We start from the raw sequence: 20,173 nt of genomic DNA on the forward strand, positions 1-20,173 counted from the left end.
GGGGGCTCCTGTCACTGGATCGCCGCTGCCCACTCCTGGCCGAGGAGCTCGCCGGCCGCGGCGCTCTGCTCCTCGGTCGGCACGACGGTGTCCTCGGGGGCCTCGGGCAGGGCCGCCGCCAGCTCCTCGTCGATCGTGCCCGCTTCGATCATGGCGTCCATGCGCACGGGGCGGGCGCCCCCCTTCAGCCAGAGGTTCTGCACCTCGTCGCTGTAGAGGAACTCCTGCCACAGGCGGGCAGCGGCGGGGTTCGGGGCATCTTTGTTGATCGCCTGGTTGTAGTAACCGGCGTACCCGGTGCCGAGGAAGACGACGACCTCCCACGCGGGGTTGTCGGCGGCGTGCGCGGCGTTGAGGTAATCCCAGTCGAACACCACCGGGGTCTCTCCGCTGGCGACCGTCGCCGAGGTCACGTCGAGCTTCAGCAGGTTGCCGGCGGCGTTGAGCTCGGAGAAGAAGTCGATGCCGGGCTGGAAGTCGTCGAGGTCGCCGCCGGTCTGCACCGTCGCGAGACCCACGGCGGCGAACGCGGCGCCCGCCTGGGTCGGGTCGCCGTTCAGTGCCACCGAACCGCGGTAGTCGTCACCGAGGAGATCCTCGATGCTCTCGGGGGCGGGGAAGCGCGACGAGTCGTAGCCGACCGACATGTAGCCGCCGTAGTCGCCGACGAACAGGCCCTCGGGGTGCTTCAGCTCGTCGGGGATGTCGTCCCAGGTCTGCACCTGGTACGGGGCGAAGTAGTCGGTGCTCTGCAGCGCCACGGTGAGGCCGAGGTCGAACACGTCGGGGGCGGTGTCGAGGCCCTGGTTGGTCTCGGCGGCCTGGATCTCTTCGGCGCTGGAGGCGTCGGGCGACTGCTCGTTGATGGTGATCTCGGGGTAGCGCTCCGCGAACAGGTCGATGATCTCGCCGTAGTTCGCCCAGTCGCGGGGGAGCGCGATGACGTTCAGCTGGCCTTCGGCCCTGGCGGCTTCTTCGAGGTCTTCGAACGTCCCGAAGTCTTCGAGGCTCGTCGCGGTGGCGGCGTCGACCCCGGAGTCGGATGAGGCGTCGCCGGAACCGGCGGCGGCGCCGCCGCAACCGGCGAGCGTGACCGCAGCGGCGGTGGCCAAGGCCAGGACGGCGAGCGTGCGCGTCGCCGGGCGAGGGGTGCGTGACATGGAGTTGTTCCTCTCGGGTGAGCGCACCGCCGTGTCGCGCCGAAGCGCGTGCGATGCGGGGGACGAGAGGAACCTAGAAGCGCCCGGTTACCGGGCGCACCGGCCGAGGTGAACGATCGGTGAGCGCCCGGTGACGGGTTCGCAGGGGGTGCGTTACGGCGCCAGGCGGGTCGGACCGCGGAAGAGGAACGTGACCTCGCGGATCGAGGACTCGCCGAGCAGGAGCATCAGCACGCGCGCGAGGCCCATGCCGAAGCCGCCGTGCGGAGGAACGCCGTAGCGGAAGAAGTCGAGGTAGTGCTCGAGGCCCTCGAGTTCGAGGCCCTTCTCCACCGCCTGCTTCTCGAGCACCTCGACGCGGTGCTCGCGCTGCGCGCCCGTGGTGATCTCGGTGCCGCGATACAGCAGGTCGTAGCTCTTGGTGAGCCCCGTCTCCTCGTCGCGCATGTGGTAGAACGGCCGGATCTCGGCGTGGTAGTCGGTCACGAAGACGAAGTCGTGGCCGAAGGTCTCCTTCACGTGGGCCGACAGCTGACGCTCGCCTTCGGGGTCGAGGTCGCCGTCGGCACGGGGGATCTCGTAGCCGCGGGCGGCGACGATCTCGCGCGCCTCGGCGAGCGGGATGCGGGGGAAGGGCACCGCCGGCACCTCGACCTCGATGCCGAACAGGTCGCGGATCTCGTCGCCGTGCTTGTCCTTGACCGCGGCGATCGCGGTGGCCAGAAGCTCCTCCTGCATCGCAGCGACGTCTTCGTGGGAGTCGATCCAGCTGATCTCGGCGTCGATCGAGGTGAACTCGGTGGCATGGCGGCTGGTGAACGAGGGGTCGGCGCGGAATGCGTCGGCGATCTCGAAGACCTTGCCGAATCCGGCGGCCTGGGCCATCTGCTTGAAGTGCTGCGGGCTCTGAGCGAGGTAGGCGGTCTGGTCGCCGAAGTACTCCAGCTGGAACAGCTCGGCGCGCGACTCCGACGGGCTCGCCATGAGCTTGGGGGAGTGGATCTCGATGTAGTCGCGGTCCACCCAGTACGACCGCATCGCGTGCTCGAGCGTCGTCTGCACACGGAAGATCAGGTTGTTGCGGCGCTGGCGGAGGTCGAGAAAGCGCCAGTCCATGCGCTTGTCCATGCCGCTGTCGGCGGCGATCGGGGTCTCCGGCAGCGCCGCGGAAGCGATGGCGAGGGAGCCGATCTTGACCTCGACCCCGCCGAGCTTCACGCGCTCATCGTGCTTGAGCTCACCCTGGACGGTCAGGAAGGTGCCGGTGGCAAGGCCCGAGATCGTCTCGGTCAGGGCCAGTGCCGCAGCATCCTGCTCCGACGGCTCCTCCGTCGGCCGCGTGGCGGGATTGACCAGCTGCACCGCCCCGGTCTCATCGCGCAGAATGACGAACTGCACCTTCTTCTGGTCTCGGACGGTCTCGACCCAGCCCGAGACGGTGACCGGCCCGTCGGCGCGACCCTGCAGTTCTTCCACCAGCACGCGTTCACTCACGAGGGTCGAGTCTAGTCCGCGGCGCCGCAGCCTCCTGGGCCGGGGAGATGGGTATACCCCGAAACAATCCCGGCGGCCAGCGCACAGGTGCCGGTAACCTGCGCCGCCTACCCTGGGGGGATGGCTTCGGGAAGCGACGGTTCATGGCTGGGTGCGCTCATCGACTGGACCGTCTCGCTGATGGAGGTGATCGGCCCGGTCGGGGCCGGCATCGGCATCGCGCTGGAGAACCTGTTCCCGCCCCTCCCCAGTGAGGTCATCCTGCCGCTGGCGGGCCTGACGGCAAGCCGAGGGTCGTTCACGCTCGCCGAGGCCCTCATCTGGACCACGCTCGGCTCGATCGTCGGCGCGTTCGTGCTCTACGGGCTCGGGGCGTGGCTGGGCGCCGATCGCCTGCGACGCATCGCCGAACGCCTCCCGCTGACGAAGGGCGAAGACATCGACAAGACGGTGGCGTGGTTCCACCGTCACGGCGGCAAGGCGGTGTTCTTCGGGCGGATGGTGCCGATCTTCCGAAGCTTCATCTCCATCCCCGCCGGCATCACGCGAATGCCGCTGTGGAAGTTCGGTCTCCTCACCGCCGCCGGGAGTCTCATCTGGAACACGATCTTCGTGCTGTCGGGCTTCTTCCTCGGTGAGGCCTGGCCCGTCGTGGAGCAGTACGCCGAAATCCTTCAGTACATCGTGATCGCCGCCGCGGTGGCCGCGGTGGCCTGGTTCATCGTCGTCCGGGTCCGGTCGCTGCGGGAGGGGCAACGGGCGGAAGGGTGAACCCCGCGTATCCTCGCTGACATGACGACGCCTGCCACGACGCCGCCAGCCGCCACGCCCGCGAAGGTGCTCCTGGCGATCCCGTCCTTCCTGCTGAATGTGGTCCGCGGCGCCCTGATCGGCCTCGCAGAGCTCATCCCCGGGATCTCCGGCGGCACCGTGGCGCTCATCACCGGCGTTTACGAAAGGCTCATCACGTCGGCGTCGCACGTCGTCACGGCTGCGCGCATCGTGGTCTCGGGCCCCGACCGGCGACGAAACGCCGCCCGGGAGCTTCGGCAGGTCGACGTCGCGCTGATCCTTCCCGTCCTCCTCGGCATGGTGGCGATGGTGCTCACCCTGGCGGGGATCGTGGAGTCGATGGTGTCGGCCAACCCGGAACTGTCCCGCGGACTGTTCTTCGGTCTCGTCGCTGCGAGCATCGTCGTTCCCCTGCAGCAGATCCCGCGCCTTCGCCGTTCCACGACCGCACGCATCGGGGGAGTCGCGGTCTTCTTCGCCTCCGCCATCCTCGCCTTCGCGCTCGTGGGCCTGGCAGGCGGCGCGGTGGCCGTCGACCCTTCCCTGATCATCGTCTTCTTCGCCGCGGCGATCGCCGTCTGCGCCCTCGTCGTCCCGGGCGTCTCGGGCTCGTTCTTCCTCCTCGCGATCGGGCTGTACTCGCCGACGCTGCTCGCCGTGGATGAGAGGAACCTCGCCTACCTCGGGGTGTTCGCCGCGGGTGCGCTGCTCGGTCTCGTCACCATCGTGCAGGCCATGCGACGCCTGCTCGAGCGCCACCGCCGGCTGACACTGCTGGCGATGTCGGGGCTGATGCTCGGGTCGCTCCGGGCGCTCTGGCCCTGGCAGGAACTGTCTCCCGGCGAGACGCACGGCGTGGGTTCGCCGGTCGCGCCCTACGACCCGGTGGCGGGGCCTCTCGTGTTGGCACTGCTGGGCGCTGCGGCGGTGTTCGTGCTCCTGCTCGTCGAGAATGCGCTGGCGCGTCGATCTCTCGACGCCGAGCATGGTTCAGAAACTCCCCAGAAGCCGCGCCTTTAGACTGGGCAGGTGCCCGCAGACCGCCTCCATCTCGTGCGTCACGGGGAGGTCGACAACCCCCGCCGCGTGCTCTACGGCCGTCTTCCCGGCTACGGATTGAGCGCCGAAGGGCGACGGATGACGCAGGAGGCGGCCGAATACGTCCGCGAGACCGGGCGGGGCGTCAGCCGCCTGGTGTGCTCGCCGCTGCAGCGCACCCGCGAGTCGGCCGAGCCGTTCACCGAGACATTCGGACTCGAGCCCGTCGTCGACGAGCGCGTGATCGAGCCGACGAACGTGTTCGAGGGGAAGCGGATGTTCCGGGCCCTGCTGAACCCGTGGAACTGGCGGCACCTGCGCCGACCTGCCCTGCCGAGCTGGGGTGAGCCCTACAACGAGGTGATCGCGCGGATGAACGCGGCGATGACCGAGGCGTGGGAGGCGGTGGACGGCGGCGATGTGGTGATCGTCTCGCATCAGCTGCCGATCTGGGTCACCCACCTCGCTGCGGCGGGTCTGCCCTCGCGGCACGATCCCCGTGAGCGCCGCTGCGCCCTGTCGAGTGTGACGAGTTTCGAGATGGTGAAGAACACCTGGACCGAGGTCGGCTACGTCGAACCGGCGAGTCTCGCCGGCGCGCGTGACGAGGGGGCCGTATGACCTCGCTCATGCGTCGCGGCCGGGCCGTGGCATCCGCTCTCGTCGCCCTCGTGCTGGTCGGCGGTCTCGCCGCGTGCTCGAACGACCCGCTCGCCGAGCAGTATCGCGAGGGGGCGAACACCGGGTTCATCGCCGGCGATTTCCGGGTCGTGGAGATCCCCGAAGCCGACCGTGGCGAGCCGGTCGCCTTCTCGGGCGTGCTCGACGACGGGTCGACGGTCACCGAGGCCGACTACGCCGGCGAGGTGCTGGTGGTGAACTTCTGGTACGCCGCGTGCGCGCCCTGCCGGGTGGAGGCGCCGTTCCTCGAAGAGGTCAACCAGGAGTACGCCGACGACGGGGTGTCGTTCCTCGGGGTGAACACCTACGACTCCGCGCAGGCGTCGCTGGCGTTCGCCGACACGTACGGGGTCACCTACCCCAGCGCGCTCGCCGTGGAAGACGGCTCGATCAAGCTGGCCTTCGCCGAGCGGACACCGCTGAACGCCACGCCGACCACGCTCGTGCTCGACCGCGAGGGGCGCGTCGCCGCGCGGATCATCGGCCAGCTCGAAGACGCCTCGGTGCTCGACACCATCGTGGGCGAGTTGGCGGACCCGTCGTGAACATCTCCGCGCTGATCGCCGACGGCGCTCTCTGGCTCGCGCTGCCGATCGCGGTCGCCGCGGGGCTGGTGTCGTTCCTCTCGCCCTGCGTACTCCCGCTCGTGCCGGGGTATCTCGGCTTCATCGGGGGCGCGGTGGCGCCGCGCCCTGAGCCGGTGCGCACCCCTGCGCCTTCCGGCGCGCGGACGATCGGCCGAGGCGCGGACGATTCGGCCTCGGGCCTCCGCGTCTCAGCCGATTCTCCGCGCGCCGATGCGGGCGGAGCGGCCGGCGCAGACGAGGCCAGGGCCACGCAGGCCGGTCGCGGTCGCCTCGTGCTCGGCACCCTGCTCTTCATCGCCGGCTTCACCGTCGTGTTCATGGCGATCAACATCTTCGGCGGCACGCTCGGGCGCTTCTTCATCGAATACACCGACCTCATCACGCGCGTGCTCGGTGTCGTGGTCATCCTCCTCGGGCTCGTCTTCATCGGGGTTTTCGGGTTCGCTCAGAAGATCGCACGGCCGCAGATCCGCAGCAGCCTGGGGCTCGTCGGCGCGCCCCTCCTCGGTCTCGCGCTCGGGATCGGCTGGGCGCCCTGCATCGGCCCGACGCTCAGCGCGATCCTCGCCATGTCGTGGAACTTCGGCGACCCGGTTCGAGCGGGCATGCTCGGATTGGCATATTCGCTCGGCCTCGGCATCCCGTTCCTCCTGCTCGCCCTCGGCTTCGGCTGGGCGACGCGATCGGTGGCGTTCCTCCGCCGTCACATCCGCACCGTCAACCTCGTCGGCGGGACCCTGCTGGTGATCCTCGGTCTGCTCATGGTCACCGGCGTCTGGACCGCCCTCATGGCGCAACTGCAGGGGGTGTTCCTCAGTGTCCCGCTCCCGCTCTGACGCCGGTGCCGGTGTCGCCGCGGATCCGCTGCGGCCATCGGATCACGCCGACTCCGGGTCATCCGCACCCGACCAGCCCGCGCTCGGACTCGTCGGCTGGCTGCGCTGGGCGTGGCGTCAGCTGACGTCGATGCGCACCGCGCTCGTGCTGCTGCTGCTCCTCGCGATCGCCGCGGTGCCGGGCTCGATCTTCCCGCAGCGCAGCGCCGACCCGAACGGTGTGACGCAGTGGTTCACCGACAACCCCGACCTGGCGCCGGTGCTCGACAACCTGAGCCTGTTCGACGTCTACATCTCGCCGTGGTTCTCGGCGATCTACATCCTGCTGTTCATCTCGCTGATCGGCTGCGTCATCCCGCGCACCAAGCATCACTGGAAGGCGTTGCGCGCTCGTCCGCCGCGCACGCCCGCGCGGTTGACGCGGCTGGAAGACCATCGCGAGCGGGTCGTGCCGGTGCCGTCGGAGGATGCCGCGGATGACGCGCGCCTCGCGATCGACCTCGCCCACGACCAGCTGCGGCGGGCCGGCTACCGCGTCGAACGGTACGACGATGGGCTGTCGGTGTCGGCCGAACGCGGGTACCTGCGTGAGACCGGGAACCTGCTGTTCCACGGCGCACTCGTCGGCGTGCTCCTCGCGGTCGGGATCGGCGGCGGCTTCACCTACACCGGTCAGAGCGTGATCATCGAGGGGCGCACCTGGGTCAATTCGCTGCTGGACTACTCCTCGTTCAACCCCGGCCGCTTCGTCGACGAAGAGCAGCTCGTGCCCTACGCGATGACGCTCGAGGACTTCGAGGTGACCTACCAGCCTGTCGGCTCCAACGGGGCGGGGCAGGCGGGCGATTTCGCCGCGAACCTCACCACGCAGCTCGCGGGCGAGGCGCCGCAGGAGGGCGTGGTGCGCGTGAACGCCCCGCTCGAGCTCGCCGGCGACCGCATCTACCTCATGGGCAACGGGTACGCCCCGACGCTCACCGTCCGCGATCCGGCGGGCGAGGTGGTGTTCTCCGAGTCGGTGCCCTTCCTGCCGCAGGACACGAACATGACCTCGCTCGGCGTGGTGAAGATCCCCGACGGGCTGTCGGAGCAGCTCGGCCTCGTGGGGTTCTTCTACCCGACCGAGGCGCCGCTGGACACCGGGGCGTTCACGTCGGCCTATCCGGCGCTCATCAACCCCGTCGTCTCGCTCGACGTCTACGAGGGCGACTTGGGGATCGACGACGGTATTCCTCGTTCGGTCTACGCGCTCGACACCGGCGACATGGACCGGTTGACCGGTGGCGACACCGGTGTCGACTCGATCCAGCTCGCCCCCGGCGACACCGCCGACCTTCCCGGCGGGCGCGGGACCATCACCTTCGAAGACGAGGCGACCGAGGGCGCGCAGGGGTACGACGAGTCGGTCAAGCGGTACGTGTCGCTCTCGGTGCACCGCGACGTGGGTGCGCCGTGGGTGCTGGCGTTCTCGGTTCTCGCCATGGCGGGGCTGCTCGCGGGCCTGTTCGTGCCGCGGCGCCGCATGTGGGCGCGCGCCACGCCGTCCGGCGACTCCGTGAAGCTCGAGTACGCGGGGCTCGCCCGCGGCGAGGATCCGGGCCTGGCGGCCGCGGTGGATCAGCTCGCCGAGCGGCACGGTTCCGCCGTGGACGGCGTGCTCCGCGAGCGCGTCTAGTCCGCGGCCGGGTCCCCGCCCCGCCCCGCCCCGCCCCGCCCGCGAGGGTGCACTCCATGCTCGCGAGGGTGCACCATCTGCTCGCGAGGGTGCACTCGCTCGGCGAAGGGGCTCAGTCCCGCCGACCAACCCGCCTTCGCGCGAAGCCGCCGCGCACCGGAGGGTGACTCGTCGCGAGCGCGGATTTCTCCGCGGAGCAGCCCGAGGTCGGCGAGGCGGGCGGGATGTCACGACGGCGAACCAACCCCGGCTCGGCGCTGAGACCCGCGCGTAGACTGGGATCCATGCCCGACGCCGCCCTGACGCTCGATTCGGTCTCGGTTCTCCTGGTCTGGACCGCCATCGCGATCTACGCCCTCGCCTTCGTCGCCTATGCGATCGATCTCGCCCGCCGTTCGGCGTCGGCGATCGAGGAGAAGGATGCCGCGAGCGGCGCCGTCCGCACCGAGGCACGCGAACTCGTCGGGGCTGCCGCAGGCGGATCGACGACGTCGGCGCGGGGCGCGGGGCCCGTGGCATCCGGTTCGGATTCGGTGTCGTGGACGCAGGCCGAGGGTGTGAAGAAGCCCCGCTTGGTGTGGGCGCGGGTCGGCACGGTCCTGACGGTGCTGGGGTTCCTCTTCCACCTGGGGGCGACCGTCACGCGCGGCATCGCCGCCGAGCGTGTGCCGTGGTCGAACATGTACGAGTTCGCCCTGACCGGCACGCTCCTCATCATCGCGGTGTACCTCGCCGCGCTCGTGCGGTCGGATCTGCGCTTCCTCGGCTCGCTCATCACCGGGCTCACCGTGCTGCTCCTCGGCGGGGCGACGCTGGCGTTCTACGTCGAGATCGTGCCGCTGATGGACCCGCTCAAGAGCGTGTGGCTCGTCATCCACGTCTTCGTCGCGTCGCTCGCGACGGCGCTGTTCGCCCTGGCCTTCGGGCTGTCGGTGCTCCAGCTCATGCAGTCGCGGCGCGAGACGAAGGCGAAGGGACCGGGGTTCCTGCGCACCCTGCCGCGCTCGGAGGCGCTGGAGTCGCTCGCCTACCGCTTCACCATCATCGGCTTCATGTTCTGGACATTCACGCTCATCGCCGGAGCGATCTGGGCGAACGACGCCTGGGGCCGCTACTGGGGCTTCGACACCAAGGAAGTCTGGACCTTCGTCATCTGGGTGCTCTACGCCGGGTACATCCACGCGCGCGCGACGCGCGGCTGGCGCGGCTCGCGGTCGGCATGGCTGTCGATCATCGGGTTCGCCGCGGTGCTGTTCAACTTCACGATCGTGAACATGTTCTTCAAGGGCCTGCACGCCTACAGCGGCTTGAGCTGAGGCGCGCTCCGCGCGATCGCCCAGCCCGCATTCACGACCCGTCAGAAAACGCGGCTCCGGATGGCGCAGGGCGGCGTTTCTTGACCGCTCGCGGTGCGGGGAGGTCGGGCGGGCGCGCGGCGCGCGGGCGCGCCACCCCACGCGCGACCCGTCAGAAAACGCGGCTCCGGATGGCGTAGGGCGGCGCTTCTTGACCGCTCGCGGTGCGGGGAGGCCGGGCGGCGGCAGGCGCGCGGCGGTGGGTCCGCGTGCGCGCGAGCGTGCCCGCCACGCGCGACCCGTCAGAAAACGCGGCCCGCGACGAACCGGGGCCGCATCTTCTGACGGATCGCGTGCGCGCGGGCGTGCCCGCCACGCGCGACCCGTCAGAAAGCGCGGCCGAGCATGAACCGGGGCGGCATCTTCTGACGGATCGCGTGCGACACGGGGGCCGAGTCAGGCCGACGCGGGGCGGCGCTCCTCGACCGCTCGCGGCGCAGGGCGGTCGGGCGGGCGGCGGGTCCGTGGGTCCGCGGGCGGTGGGTCCGCGGGCGCGCCACCCCACGCACGATCCGTCAGAAAACGCGGCTCCGGATGCCTCGGGGCCGCGTTTTCTGACGGGTCGGCGAAGGGGACGTGGGGCTGGGGCTGGGGCAGGGGCAGGGGCAGGGGGCTGGGGCGGGGGCCCGCGACGGTCACGCCGGCGCGGGCGCGGCCTTCAGCGATCGGGCCGACACCGTCCGCCGACGGGTAACCGCCAGCACCGAGGCGATGAGCGCCAGGATCGTCCAGACGGCGAGGCCGGCCAGACCCGCACCGAGACCGTCGGCCGAGGTGAGGGCGGCGAGCATCCCCTGGTACGCGGGGGCGGTCGGCAGCAGCGACGCGACCGAGGTCAGTGCGCCCGGCACGGTCGAGACGACCCCGGTCGCGACGACGAGCACACCCACGAGCGCCGAGATCCACCGGCCCACACCGCCGAAGACGGCGACCAACGCCTGGTTCACAGCGGCGAAGGCGACACCGGCGACGACGCAGACCGCGGCGTAGACCGTCCATTCGCCCCACGTGTACGCCGCCGCGAGCTGCACGATGCCGGCGATCAGCACGCCCTGCACGGCGCCGATGACGGCCGCGGGCAGGAATCCGCGGAGCGCCAGCACGGCCGAGGGCGCCCGCGAGGTGAGCGCGCGCCGCGACACCGCCTGGAGCGCTACGAACGTGCCGAGTCCGCCGAACCACAGCGCGAGGGTGGACAGCAGCGGGATCGCCGAGGCGCCGAACAGGTTGTCGCCCACCCCCTGCGCGGCGACCGGGTCGGCCACCACCGTGGCGAGGTCGGTCGCCTCGCTATCGGTGTAGGTCGGGATCTCCTCCGTCGCCGTCGCGAGTCCGTCGGCGAGGCTCGTCGTGCCGTCGGCGACCTCGGTCGCGCCGTCGCTGAGCCCCTGCACGCCATCGGCCAGCGACTGCGCGCCCGCCGCGGCCTGGCCGGCGCCGCTGGCCAGCGCCCCGGCGCCGGAGCCGATCTGGGTCGCCCCCGAGGCCAGCTCTCCGGCGCCCGACGCCGACTGGTTCGTTCCGGCCTGAAGCTGATCGAGCCCGGAGGCGAGCGAGTCGACGCCGTCGGCGGTCTGTCGGAACTGCCCGACGAGCTGCGCGGTCGCCTCGGTGTTGAACCGATCGAGCACCACCGGAACCGTGCCCGCATCGGTGGCCGCCTGCGTCGCCGATCCCTGCGCGATCCCGCCGATCTGGGCCGCCGACGCGCCGACGCCGGTCGCAACCGCGCCTCCCGCCGTCGAGGCCGCGGCGACGCGCCCGCAGTACTCCTCGCTCGCCCCCGACGCCACGCAGTCGGCGCTGAGACCCGCGAGCGTGCCCGAGAGTGCTCCGGCGCTCTGCGCCACGCCGACGAGCGTCTGTGCGGCGACGCCGATCTCGGTCGCCACGGTCACGGTCGATGCGGCCGCGACGTCGGCGAAACCCGATACCTGTGCCGGCACGAGCCCGTCCCGCTCCAGCTGGTCGGCGCCGCCTCGCAATCCACTCGAGATCTGCCGCGCACCGTCGGCCGCCCCGCCGATGCCGCCGCCGATCTGCACGAGCCCGCTCTGCAGCGCCGAAGCGCCCTGCGACAGGCCCGTGGCACCGGTGGCGAGCTGCGACGCCCCCGACCCGAGCTCGGAGATGCCGCCCGGCAGCGCGGCCGCCCCGTCGGCGGCCTGCGACGCACCGTCGGCGAGCTGGCCCGCGCCGTCGGCGAGCTGGTCCGCCCCGGAGGCCGCCTCGCCGAGCTGCTCGCCGAGCGTCGTGAATCCGAGGAACACGTTCTCGAGGTAGGTCTCCGACAGCTGCTGCCCCACCAGCGAGGCGGCGGTGGTCGTCACCTGCGCGGTGATCGCGTCGTCGACCACGCGGCTGTCGGGTGGTGTCGTCACCTCGATCGTCGCCTGCTCGGGCGTCTCGCCCGGCTGCGTCGAGGTCGCCGCGGCCGAGAAGTTCGCGGGGATCGTCACGACCGCCGCATACGTGCCGTCGACGAGGCCTTCGGCTGCGTCATCCTCGTTCGAGATCGTCCAGGTGAGGTTGCTCTCGAGGTCATCCGACCCTTCGACGAGCCCGGCGCTCAGCTGACGGCCGAGAGGCACCGTCTGTCCGTTGATCTCGACCGGTTCGTCGTCGTTCACGATCGCGGCGTTCAGCTGATCGAGCCGCTCGGTGGGGTTGTAGAGCGCGGCGACGAGGATGCCGCCGACGATCACCGGCAGCAGCAGCACCCCGAGGATCGTCAGCCACGTCACCGGCTTCGGGCTGCGCGCGCGTTCGAGGGGAAGAGTCATGAGAACACCTCATCGAAGGGGGAGGTCGAAGACGCTGCGTCATCGGAGCGCGAGGAACGGGACGAGCGGGCGAGTGCGGATGCCGCGGGCGGGCCGCTCACCGACAGCACCGTGACCCCGGCGCGACCTGCTTCGGTGAGGGCGCGCTCGGCGAAGGCCGCGTCGCTGGCCGACACGATGAGGGTCGTTTCGCCGCTCTGCCGCAGCACGGCGAGGGCCTGATCGCGAGCGGCGAGCGACTGGGTCTCGATCGAGTCCAGCGCGTCGACCACCACCACCCGGCTGCCGCCGTCGAAGGCCTCGCGGAGCTCGCCCGCGGGATCGTCGTTGTTGTGCAGCAGCGCCACACCGACCCGTGGGCGCACCCATGCGGCGCGCTCGGGGAGGAGGTGCCCCTCGACCTTGATGCGACCCTCGGTGGGGGCCAGGCGCCCCGCGATGGTCAGGAGCAGTCCGCGTGCAGCGCGCGCATCATCGGAGGTGACGATGAGCGTCGACCCCGGCTCCACCCGGAACGAGGCGCCGGCGTACACGACGTCACCGCCACCGTCGCCCTCGCCGCCGTCGCCGACGCCGACCCCCTCGGCCACGACCGCGGCGGTCGTGTCGCGCTCGGGCCAGTCCTCGAGCGCGATCTCGCGCTCGACGGCCTCACCCTCGATGTCGAAGTGCGGCAGCATCCGGTCGAGTGTCTTCGGGAACCACCAGGCCTTCTCACCCAGCAGGGTCATGACCGCGGGCACGAGCGTCATGCGCACGATGAAGGCGTCGACGGCGATCCCGACGGCGAGCCCGAGCGCGATGGGCTTGATCGACGTATCCCCCTCGGGGACGAAGGCCGCGAACACGGCGAACATGATCACCGCCGCCGCGGTCACCACGCGGGCGGACGCGGTGAAGCCCGAGCGCACCGCGCCGACCGCGATCGCCCGGAGCTCGTCGCGCGAAGGATTGCGGCCCAGGCGCCGTCGTGCATGGACGAAGTCTTCGCGCATGCGCGAGACGAGGAAGACCTCGTAGTCCATGGCCAGGCCGAACAGCACGCCCATGAGGATGATCGGCATGAAGCTGATCACCGGTCCGGTGCGCGAGACGTGGAGCAGGTCGGCGAACCAGCCCCACTCGAACACCGCCGCGACGGCGCCGAATCCGGCGGCGACCGAGAGGAGGTAGCCGGCGGCGGCCTTCAGCGGCACCCAGATCGAGCGGAAGACGATCATCAGGAGGACGAGCGAGAGCCCGACCACGAAGATCCCGAAGGGGAGCAGCGCCTCACCCAGCCGGTCGGAGATGTCGATGGCGACCGCCGTGAAGCCGGTGACCTTCAGATCCACGCCGTACTCATCGAGGAGCCGGTCGTGCTCCGCACGCAGCTCGCGGACGAGATCGGCGGTGGCCGGGTCGTCGGGAGCGGTCTCGGGGACGATCTGGATGATGCCGGTGTCGGCGGTCTCGTTGGGGGTGGCCAGGGCCACCTCCTTCACGCCGGGCACCTGCTCGATCTCGGCCGCGAGGTCGTCCATCAGGCCGAGCGGGTCGGTCGAGGTGACGATCGTCCCGGTCATGATGAGCGGGCCGTTGGCCCCGGGGCCGAACTTCTCCGCGACGAGGTCGTAGGCCTGGCGGGCCTCGCTCTCCTCGCTCTGCATCCCGGCGTTGGGGAGGGCGAGGGTGAGGCTCGCGGCCGGAATCGCGGCCGCGCCGAGCGCCGCGACGACGGCGATGGTGGTGAGGAGGGGGCGGCGCGTGACGAACATCACCCAGCGGTTGGGGCGTTTCGGGCCGTCCGCCTTCAGCGCCTTGGGTGCCCGTCGCCGCTTCCAGCCGACGACCCGCCCCTTGGCGAAGCCGAGAAGAGCCGGAGTGAGGGTCAGTGCCACCACCACGGCGATCGCGACGGCGACGGCCGCGGCGATCCCCATGGTGGTGAGGAACGGGATGCCGGCGAACGACAAGCCGATGAGGGCGATCAGCACCGTCACCCCGGCGAAGACGACGGCCGAGCCGGCGGTGCCGGTGGCGCGCGCGGCCGATTCCTCGGGTTCCATCCCGGCGCGCACCTGATCTTGATGTCGCGCGACGATGAAGAGGGAGTAGTCGATGCCGACCGCGAGTCCGAGCATCACCGCCAAGAGCGGCGTCGTCGACGAGATGGTCGAGAACACCGTGGCGACGAAGATCAGGGCGACCGCGAGACCGACGCCGATGATGGCGCTGATGAGCGGGAACCACGCCACGGCGATCGAGCGGAAGGTGATCATCAGCACGAACAGGGCGATGAGCACGCCGATCGCCTCGATGATGGTCAGCGTCGGCACCGCGGTGGAGAACAGATCGCCGCCGAGAGCCGCCTGCGACCCCGCGGGCAGAGTCTCGGCGAGCTCGTCGGCGATGGCCTCGGCCGACGAGACGGTCTGGTCCGAGATCTCGGTCGCCTGACCCTCGAACTGCATCCGGATGATGGCGGCTGTGCCGTCATCGGAGACAAGGCCGCTGATGGTGTCGTCGTAGGGGTCGGTGACGGCGATGACATCGTCGAGGTCTGCGAAATCCGCCACCGCGTCGTCGATGGCGCTGCGATACGCCTCGTCGTCGATCTGGTCGCCGTCCGCGGCGACCACCACCAGCTGCGCGCTCGTGCCGCTCACCTGCGGGAACGTGCGATTAAGCTCCTCGAGGCCTTCCTGCGCCTCGGTGCCGGGAATCGAGAAGGAGTTGTCGGTTCCCTGGGAGAACAGGGCGGCGCCGCCGCCGGCCAGGGCGAGCAGGAGCAGCCAGGCGACGAGCACCTTCCACGGCCGACGGAACGACCAACGTCCGAGTGCGTACAGCAGTGTGGACACGGCGCCTCCTGGAAACGGGGATCAGATATCGATACAGCGCTGTATCCAATACACAGGTGTATCGTAAAGCGCGCCCGGACCGCCAGTCTGGGGAGTTCCCGTGAAAGTCGAAGGAGGACCGATGACGAGCACCACCCCCGCACGCCGTCGTGATGCCACGCGCCAGCGCCTGCTCGATGCCGCCGGTGAGGTCTTCGCCGAGTCAGGCCTCGACGCCGCCTCGGTCGAGGCGGTGTGCGAGCGCGCCGGGTTCACCCGCGGCGCGTTCTACTCCAACTTCGACAGCAAAGAGGAGCTCTTCCTGGAGCTCGCGGCCCGAGTCTGGGAGGCGCGCGTCGAGGCGGTTGCGGTGCGGGTGGCCGAGCTCGAAGACGGCGGCCACCTCGAGGTGACCACCGATGCCATCCAGGCGGTGGTGCAGCGGGTGCTGGACGGACCCGCCGAAGACCGGCTGGGCGTGCTCCTCATGAGCGAGATCCGCATGCACGCGCTCCGCAACCCTCGCTTCGCCGAGGGGTACCTGCGGCAGCAGGACGAGATGCACGCGAGCGTCGCGCGCATCATCGACGACATCGGACGCTCGACGAGGGTGCGCTTCCGGGTGCCGGCTGCCGACGCTGCCCGCCTGTTCATCTCGTCGTGGGAGTCCACGCTCGTCCGCGCGGTGATGGCCGGTCTCGACGACGACGAACGCGAGAAGCGCTGCCGTGCCGAGGTCGCGCAGATCGCGCACCTGGTGCTCGTCGACGACTGAGCCCGGCCGGGGGCGCGTCACTCCATCGCGAGAAGGGCGTGGCAGCGCGCGATGCGCTCCACCCACCACTGCCGGCGCTCGGCGTCGACGGCGCGCCGCTCCAACACTCCGAGGTCGGGAACCGGCCGGACCACGCGCAGGGCTCCGTCCTGGGCGACATAGTCCGAGACGTCTTCGGTGAAGAGGGCGCCCGTGCCCAGGCCGCAGTCATAGGGGAGCTCGGGGAGCGCTGCGGCCAGGGCGGCCCCCATCGACAGGCCGACCGCGGAGTCCAGCGCGCTGGAGACGACGACGGGAAGCCCCGCCTCGGCGACGATGCGCAGCGCGCGTGACACCCCGCCGAGCGGCTGGGCCTTGATGACCAGGAGGTCCGCGGCCTCGGCGCGGGCGACGGCCAGCGGGTCGTCGGCCTTGCGCACGCTCTCGTCGGCGGCCACGGGGATGTCCAGACGCGAGATGCGGCGCCGGAGCTCGGCGAGCTCGTCGATGCTCGCGCAGGGCTGCTCGACGTATTCGAGGTCGTAATGCTCCATGGCCCGCACGGCGTGCTCGGCCTCGTCGATGTTCCAGGCGCCGTTGGCGTCGATCCTGATGCGTCCCTCCGGTCCCATCGCCTCGCGCACGGCCGCCACGCGGGCCACATCGTCGGCCAGACGCTGGCCCGGGTCGGCGACCTTCACCTTCGCGGTGCGGCAGCCGGCGAACCGCGCGAGCACCTCGGGGACGGATGCCGCGGGCACGGCCGGCACGGTCGCATTCACCGGGATGAGGTCGCGCCGTGCCGGGGGAGTGGGGGACCAGCCGTACTCCAGCGCGGCGGCGAGCCACGCGCTCGACTCGCGATCGTCGTACTCCACGAAGGGCGAGAACTCCGTCCACCCCTCGGGTCCCTCGATCAGAGCCAGTTCGCGGCTGTCGAGACCGCGGAAGCGCGTGACGAGCGGCAGGGACACGACATGCAGTCGTTCCAGGACATCGTCGAGCCGGGGGAGTGTCATCCGCCCATTGTGGCCGGTGCCGCAGCATCCATCATCGTGTCATTGACGATAGTGTGTGACACACAGTACAGTGTCAGCCATGAGCGAGACCGAAGCCCTCGACACCCACCTGCAGGAGCTCCGTCGCGGGACCGTCGTGCTGGCGTGCCTGCGGCTCCTGCAGGACCCCGGGTACGGCTACGGCCTGCTGGAGGAGCTGCAGTCGCGCGGCTTCGACGTCGACGCCAACACGCTCTACCCCCTGCTGCGCCGCCTCGAGAAGCAGGGGCATCTGACCAGCGAGTGGAATACCGACGAGGCACGTCCGCGCAAGTTCTATCGCACGAGCGCCGAAGGGGTGCGGCTCGCCGCTGCCCTCAGCGCCGACTTCGAGGCGCTCGCCCGCGCGATCGCCGACCTTCCCGCTTCATCCGCCTCCTGAGGACACGCCATGACCACGACCACCCTGACCGACCGCTACATCGACGCCGCGATGCGCACGGTGCCCGAGGCGCAGCGCCCCGATCTCGCTGCGGAACTCCGCGGATCCATCGACGACCAGATCGACGCCCGCATCGCCGGCGGTGAAGACCCCGCTGCCGCCGAGCGGGCCGTGCTGACCTCCCTCGGCGACCCCGAGGTGCTCGCCGCCCAGTACACCGATCGGCCGCTGCAGCTGATCGGCCCCCGCTACTTCCTCGACTGGTGGCGGCTGCTGAAGCTGCTGCTCGCGATCGTGCTGCCGTGCGCCGCCTTCGGCGTGGCACTCGCCCAGACCCTGAGCGGAGCGAGCTTCGGCGAGCTGGTCGGCTCGGTCGTCGTGACGCTGATCCAAGTGACGGTCAACCTCGGGTTCTGGACCGTGCTCGTCTTCGCCATCGTGGAGCGCACCGTCCAGCGTCGCGCCGACATGGGTCTCGGGGAATGGTCGCTCGACCGGCTCCCCGAGCCGCGCCCGCGCGGCGCCGGATTCGGCGACATGGTGGGGCAGCTGGTGTTCCTCGTGCTGGGGGTGGGGCTGGTGCTGTGGGATCTCGCCATCGGATTCGTCCCGTCCGAGCGCGGGCTGTCGTTCCTCGACCCCGGTCTCTGGCCGACGTGGTTCGCGGGCCTCGTGATCCTCGCCGTTGCTGAGGCTGTTCTCACGATCGTCGTCTACCTCGTCGGGCGGTGGACGCCGGCGCTCGCCGTGACGAACCTCGTGCTGAACGCCGTGTTCGTCACCGCGGCGGTGTGGCTCCTCACGCAGGGACGGCTGCTGAACGCCGAGTTCTTCCCTACGGTGATCGGCGAGGGCGGCGACGATGTCGCCGGCATCCTCTCGGTGATCTTCGGCTTCGGGATCGTCGCCATCGCGGCGTGGGACACGGTGGACGCCTTCCTCAAGGCGCGCCGAGGGCGGGGCGGAGCGATGCTCGGGCGGTGACCCGACGTCGAACCGCGATCCGGCCCCACGCCCCGCGTTCTAGGCTGGCGACATGCTTCTCGATACTCCCGTGCGCCTCGGGGTGCAGATCCAGCCCCAGCACGCCACCTACCCGCAGATCCGCGACGCGGTCCTCCGCCTGGAGGAGATGGGCGTGGACATCCTGTTCAACTGGGACCACTTCTTCCCCCTGTTCGGCGACCCCGACGGCCTGCACTTCGAGTCGTGGACCATGCTCGGCGCCTGGGCCGAGCAGACCGAGCGGGTCGAGTTCGGCTCGCTGGTGAACTGCAACAGCTACCGCAACGCCGACCTGCAGGCCGACATGGCCCGCACCCTCGACCACATCAGCGGCGGCCGCTTCATCTTCGGCACGGGCTCGGGCTGGTTCGAGCGCGACTACACCGAGTACGGCTACGAGTTCGGCACCGCCGGCTCGCGCCTGAACGATCTCGCCGAGGGCCTCGAGCGCGTGGTTGCGCGGTGGGGCAAGCTCAACCCGGCACCCACCCGCGACATCCCGATCATGATCGGCGGCAAGGGTGAGCAGAAAACCCTGCGCCTGGTCGCCCGCCACGCCGACATCTGGCACAGCTTCGTCACCCCCGACGAGCTCGGCCACAAGCTCGGTGTCATCGACACCTGGGCTGAGAAGGAGGGGACCGATGTCACTGACCTCGTCGTCTCGAACGAGTTGCAGCGCCGCGACCAGTCCGACGCCGACGCTCTCTTCGACGCCGGCGTCCGGCTGTTCACCCTCGGGTGGGCGCCCTCCGAGGCCGACTACGACGTGATCGCCGGGTGGCTGCGCTGGCGCGACGCCAAGAACGGCAGCGGGAGCGCGGTGTGAGTCCCGAAGCGGTCTCCGACCTCTTCGATCCGGCCGAGTGGGTCGCAGCCCCCGGCGCGGAGCGGTACACCGACATCACCGCCCACGTCTCCACCGACGGGCGGATCGCGCGCATCGCGTTCGACCGTCCCGAGGTGCGCAATGCCTTCCGTCCGCGGACGGTCGACGAGCTCTACGACGCCCTCGACATCGCCCGGCAGGATCCGCGCATCGGCGTGGTGCTCCTCACCGGCAACGGCCCGAGCCCCAAGGACGGCGGCTGGGCGTTCTGCTCGGGCGGCGACCAGCGCATCCGCGGGCGTACCGGCTACCAGTACGACGGGACGGATGACGCCGGCGATGAGTCCGGCGAAGCGCGCGCGGCGCTCGGGCGACTGCACATCCTCGAGGTGCAGCGTCTCATCCGGTTCATGCCGAAGGTGGTCATCGCGGTGGTGCCGGGATGGGCGGCGGGTGGAGGGCACTCGCTGCACGTGGTGTGCGATCTCACGATCGCCAGCCGCGAGCACGGCCGCTTCAAGCAGACCGACGCCGACGTGGGGTCGTTCGACGCCGGCTACGGTTCGGCGTTCTTCGCCCGTCAGATCGGGCAGAAGTTCGCCCGGGAGGTGTTCTTCCTCGCCGAGGAGTACTCCGCCGAGCGGGCCTACGAGATGGGGGCGGTCAACCGTGTGGTCGACCACGACGATCTCGAGCGCGAGGCGCTGTCGATGGCCCGGGTCATCCTCACGAAGTCTCCGACCGCGATCCGCATGCTGAAGTTCGCCTTCAATGCCGTCGACGACGGCATCGCCGGCCAGCAGCTGTTCGCGGGCGAGGCGACGCGCCTCGCCTACGGCACCGACGAGGCGGTCGAAGGCCGCGACGCGTTCCTGCAGAAGCGTGACCCCGACTGGTCGCCCTACCCCTGGCACTACTGACG

Annotated in this window: 17 protein-coding genes; 12 read left to right on the forward strand and 5 right to left on the reverse strand. The window is 70.6% G+C overall.

From position 1 onward, the window contains the following. Window positions 1–11: 11 nt before the first annotated feature. On the reverse strand, window positions 12–1,160 hold the full coding sequence (locus V6S02_RS15245) for an ABC transporter substrate-binding protein (RefSeq protein ID WP_336401523.1): 1,149 nt from the start codon (window positions 1,158–1,160) through the stop codon (window positions 12–14). A 153-nt stretch (window positions 1,161–1,313) separates the two neighbouring features. After that, entirely contained in the window at window positions 1,314–2,654 is a 1,341-nt protein-coding gene (gene aspS, locus V6S02_RS15250; RefSeq protein WP_336401524.1) for an aspartate--tRNA(Asn) ligase, read from the reverse strand. 120 nt (window positions 2,655–2,774) lie between these two features. Here aspS and V6S02_RS15255 point away from each other — a divergent pair, with 120 nt between their 5' ends. The 7 genes from V6S02_RS15255 (at window position 2,775) to ccsB (ending at window position 9,579) form a co-directional block, all read left to right on the forward strand. Continuing rightward, on the forward strand, window positions 2,775–3,425 hold the full coding sequence (locus V6S02_RS15255) for a DedA family protein (protein WP_141939589.1): 651 nt from the start codon (window positions 2,775–2,777) through the stop codon (window positions 3,423–3,425). A 21-nt stretch (window positions 3,426–3,446) separates the two neighbouring features. Further along, window positions 3,447–4,466, forward strand: coding sequence for a DUF368 domain-containing protein (locus V6S02_RS15260; RefSeq protein WP_336401525.1), 1,020 nt, complete (start codon window positions 3,447–3,449; stop codon window positions 4,464–4,466). 9 nt (window positions 4,467–4,475) lie between these two features. Next, on the forward strand, window positions 4,476–5,105 hold the full coding sequence (locus V6S02_RS15265) for a histidine phosphatase family protein (RefSeq protein WP_124294070.1): 630 nt from the start codon (window positions 4,476–4,478) through the stop codon (window positions 5,103–5,105). After that, window positions 5,102–5,710 carry a TlpA family protein disulfide reductase gene (locus V6S02_RS15270; RefSeq protein WP_336401526.1) on the forward strand — a complete coding sequence of 203 codons (609 nt, stop codon included), beginning with the start codon at window positions 5,102–5,104 and terminating at the stop codon, window positions 5,708–5,710. The genes V6S02_RS15265 and V6S02_RS15270 overlap by 4 nt, the downstream gene beginning before the upstream one ends. Next, entirely contained in the window at window positions 5,707–6,588 is an 882-nt protein-coding gene (locus V6S02_RS15275; protein WP_336401527.1) for a cytochrome c biogenesis CcdA family protein, read from the forward strand. Before V6S02_RS15270 ends, V6S02_RS15275 begins: the two co-directional genes overlap by 4 nt. Next, window positions 6,569–8,263, forward strand: a complete 1,695-nt coding sequence (gene resB, locus V6S02_RS15280) for a cytochrome c biogenesis protein ResB (protein WP_336401528.1) — start codon at window positions 6,569–6,571, stop codon at window positions 8,261–8,263. The genes V6S02_RS15275 and resB overlap by 20 nt, the downstream gene beginning before the upstream one ends. Window positions 8,264–8,547: 284 nt before the next feature. Continuing rightward, window positions 8,548–9,579 carry a c-type cytochrome biogenesis protein CcsB gene (gene ccsB / locus V6S02_RS15285; RefSeq protein ID WP_336401529.1) on the forward strand — a complete coding sequence of 344 codons (1,032 nt, stop codon included), beginning with the start codon at window positions 8,548–8,550 and terminating at the stop codon, window positions 9,577–9,579. A 674-nt stretch (window positions 9,580–10,253) separates the two neighbouring features. Here the strand turns inward: ccsB and V6S02_RS15290 are convergent. Then, window positions 10,254–12,401, reverse strand: coding sequence for a YhgE/Pip family protein (locus tag V6S02_RS15290; RefSeq protein WP_336401530.1), 2,148 nt, complete (start codon window positions 12,399–12,401; stop codon window positions 10,254–10,256). After that, window positions 12,398–15,244, reverse strand: coding sequence for an efflux RND transporter permease subunit (locus tag V6S02_RS15295; protein WP_336401531.1), 2,847 nt, complete (start codon window positions 15,242–15,244; stop codon window positions 12,398–12,400). The genes V6S02_RS15290 and V6S02_RS15295 overlap by 4 nt, the downstream gene beginning before the upstream one ends. 121 nt (window positions 15,245–15,365) lie before the next feature. Here V6S02_RS15295 and V6S02_RS15300 point away from each other — a divergent pair, with 121 nt between their 5' ends. After that, on the forward strand, window positions 15,366–15,998 hold the full coding sequence (locus V6S02_RS15300) for a TetR/AcrR family transcriptional regulator (protein WP_124294064.1): 633 nt from the start codon (window positions 15,366–15,368) through the stop codon (window positions 15,996–15,998). Window positions 15,999–16,015: 17 nt separating this feature from the next. On the opposite strand, the gene V6S02_RS15305 is transcribed toward V6S02_RS15300, so the two are convergent. After that, the gene (locus V6S02_RS15305; protein ID WP_124294063.1) at window positions 16,016–16,996 is read right to left on the reverse strand and encodes an o-succinylbenzoate synthase; all 981 of its coding nucleotides are present in this window, start codon (window positions 16,994–16,996) and stop codon (window positions 16,016–16,018) included. Window positions 16,997–17,075: 79 nt separating this feature from the next. Between V6S02_RS15305 and V6S02_RS15310 the strand changes: the two genes are divergently transcribed. Genes V6S02_RS15310 through V6S02_RS15325 form a run of 4 tightly spaced genes read left to right on the forward strand, consistent with a single transcriptional unit; the run spans window position 17,076 to window position 20,171 of the window. Continuing rightward, entirely contained in the window at window positions 17,076–17,417 is a 342-nt protein-coding gene (locus tag V6S02_RS15310) for a PadR family transcriptional regulator (protein ID WP_336401532.1), read from the forward strand. A 9-nt stretch (window positions 17,418–17,426) separates the two neighbouring features. Next, complete coding sequence (locus V6S02_RS15315; RefSeq protein WP_336401533.1) at window positions 17,427–18,401, forward strand: permease prefix domain 1-containing protein; 975 nt, start codon at window positions 17,427–17,429, stop codon at window positions 18,399–18,401. A 52-nt stretch (window positions 18,402–18,453) separates the two neighbouring features. After that, window positions 18,454–19,251, forward strand: a complete 798-nt coding sequence (locus tag V6S02_RS15320; protein ID WP_124294060.1) for an LLM class F420-dependent oxidoreductase — start codon at window positions 18,454–18,456, stop codon at window positions 19,249–19,251. Beyond that, entirely contained in the window at window positions 19,248–20,171 is a 924-nt protein-coding gene (locus tag V6S02_RS15325; protein WP_124294059.1) for a 1,4-dihydroxy-2-naphthoyl-CoA synthase, read from the forward strand. Before V6S02_RS15320 ends, V6S02_RS15325 begins: the two co-directional genes overlap by 4 nt. Window positions 20,172–20,173 lie beyond the last annotated feature (2 nt).

It is taken from the genome of Microbacterium sp. CCNWLW134, from assembly GCF_037083565.1.
Lineage (GTDB): Bacteria > Actinomycetota > Actinomycetes > Actinomycetales > Microbacteriaceae > Microbacterium.

What these genes read in the sequence shown, in the direction of transcription:
- V6S02_RS15245 (WP_336401523.1), bottom strand. Translation starts at nt 1,160, where the DNA reads ATGTCACGCACCCCTCGCCCGGCGACGCGCACGCTCGCCGTCCTGGCC.
- V6S02_RS15255 (WP_141939589.1), top strand. Translation starts at nt 2,775, where the DNA reads ATGGCTTCGGGAAGCGACGGTTCATGGCTGGGTGCGCTCATCGACTGG.
- V6S02_RS15260 (WP_336401525.1), top strand. Translation starts at nt 3,447, where the DNA reads ATGACGACGCCTGCCACGACGCCGCCAGCCGCCACGCCCGCGAAGGTG.
- V6S02_RS15270 (WP_336401526.1), top strand. Translation starts at nt 5,102, where the DNA reads ATGACCTCGCTCATGCGTCGCGGCCGGGCCGTGGCATCCGCTCTCGTC.
- ccsB (WP_336401529.1), top strand. Translation starts at nt 8,548, where the DNA reads ATGCCCGACGCCGCCCTGACGCTCGATTCGGTCTCGGTTCTCCTGGTC.
- V6S02_RS15290 (WP_336401530.1), bottom strand. Translation starts at nt 12,401, where the DNA reads ATGACTCTTCCCCTCGAACGCGCGCGCAGCCCGAAGCCGGTGACGTGG.
- V6S02_RS15300 (WP_124294064.1), top strand. Translation starts at nt 15,366, where the DNA reads ATGACGAGCACCACCCCCGCACGCCGTCGTGATGCCACGCGCCAGCGC.
- V6S02_RS15305 (WP_124294063.1), bottom strand. Translation starts at nt 16,996, where the DNA reads ATGACACTCCCCCGGCTCGACGATGTCCTGGAACGACTGCATGTCGTG.
- V6S02_RS15310 (WP_336401532.1), top strand. Translation starts at nt 17,076, where the DNA reads ATGAGCGAGACCGAAGCCCTCGACACCCACCTGCAGGAGCTCCGTCGC.
- V6S02_RS15315 (WP_336401533.1), top strand. Translation starts at nt 17,427, where the DNA reads ATGACCACGACCACCCTGACCGACCGCTACATCGACGCCGCGATGCGC.
- V6S02_RS15320 (WP_124294060.1), top strand. Translation starts at nt 18,454, where the DNA reads ATGCTTCTCGATACTCCCGTGCGCCTCGGGGTGCAGATCCAGCCCCAG.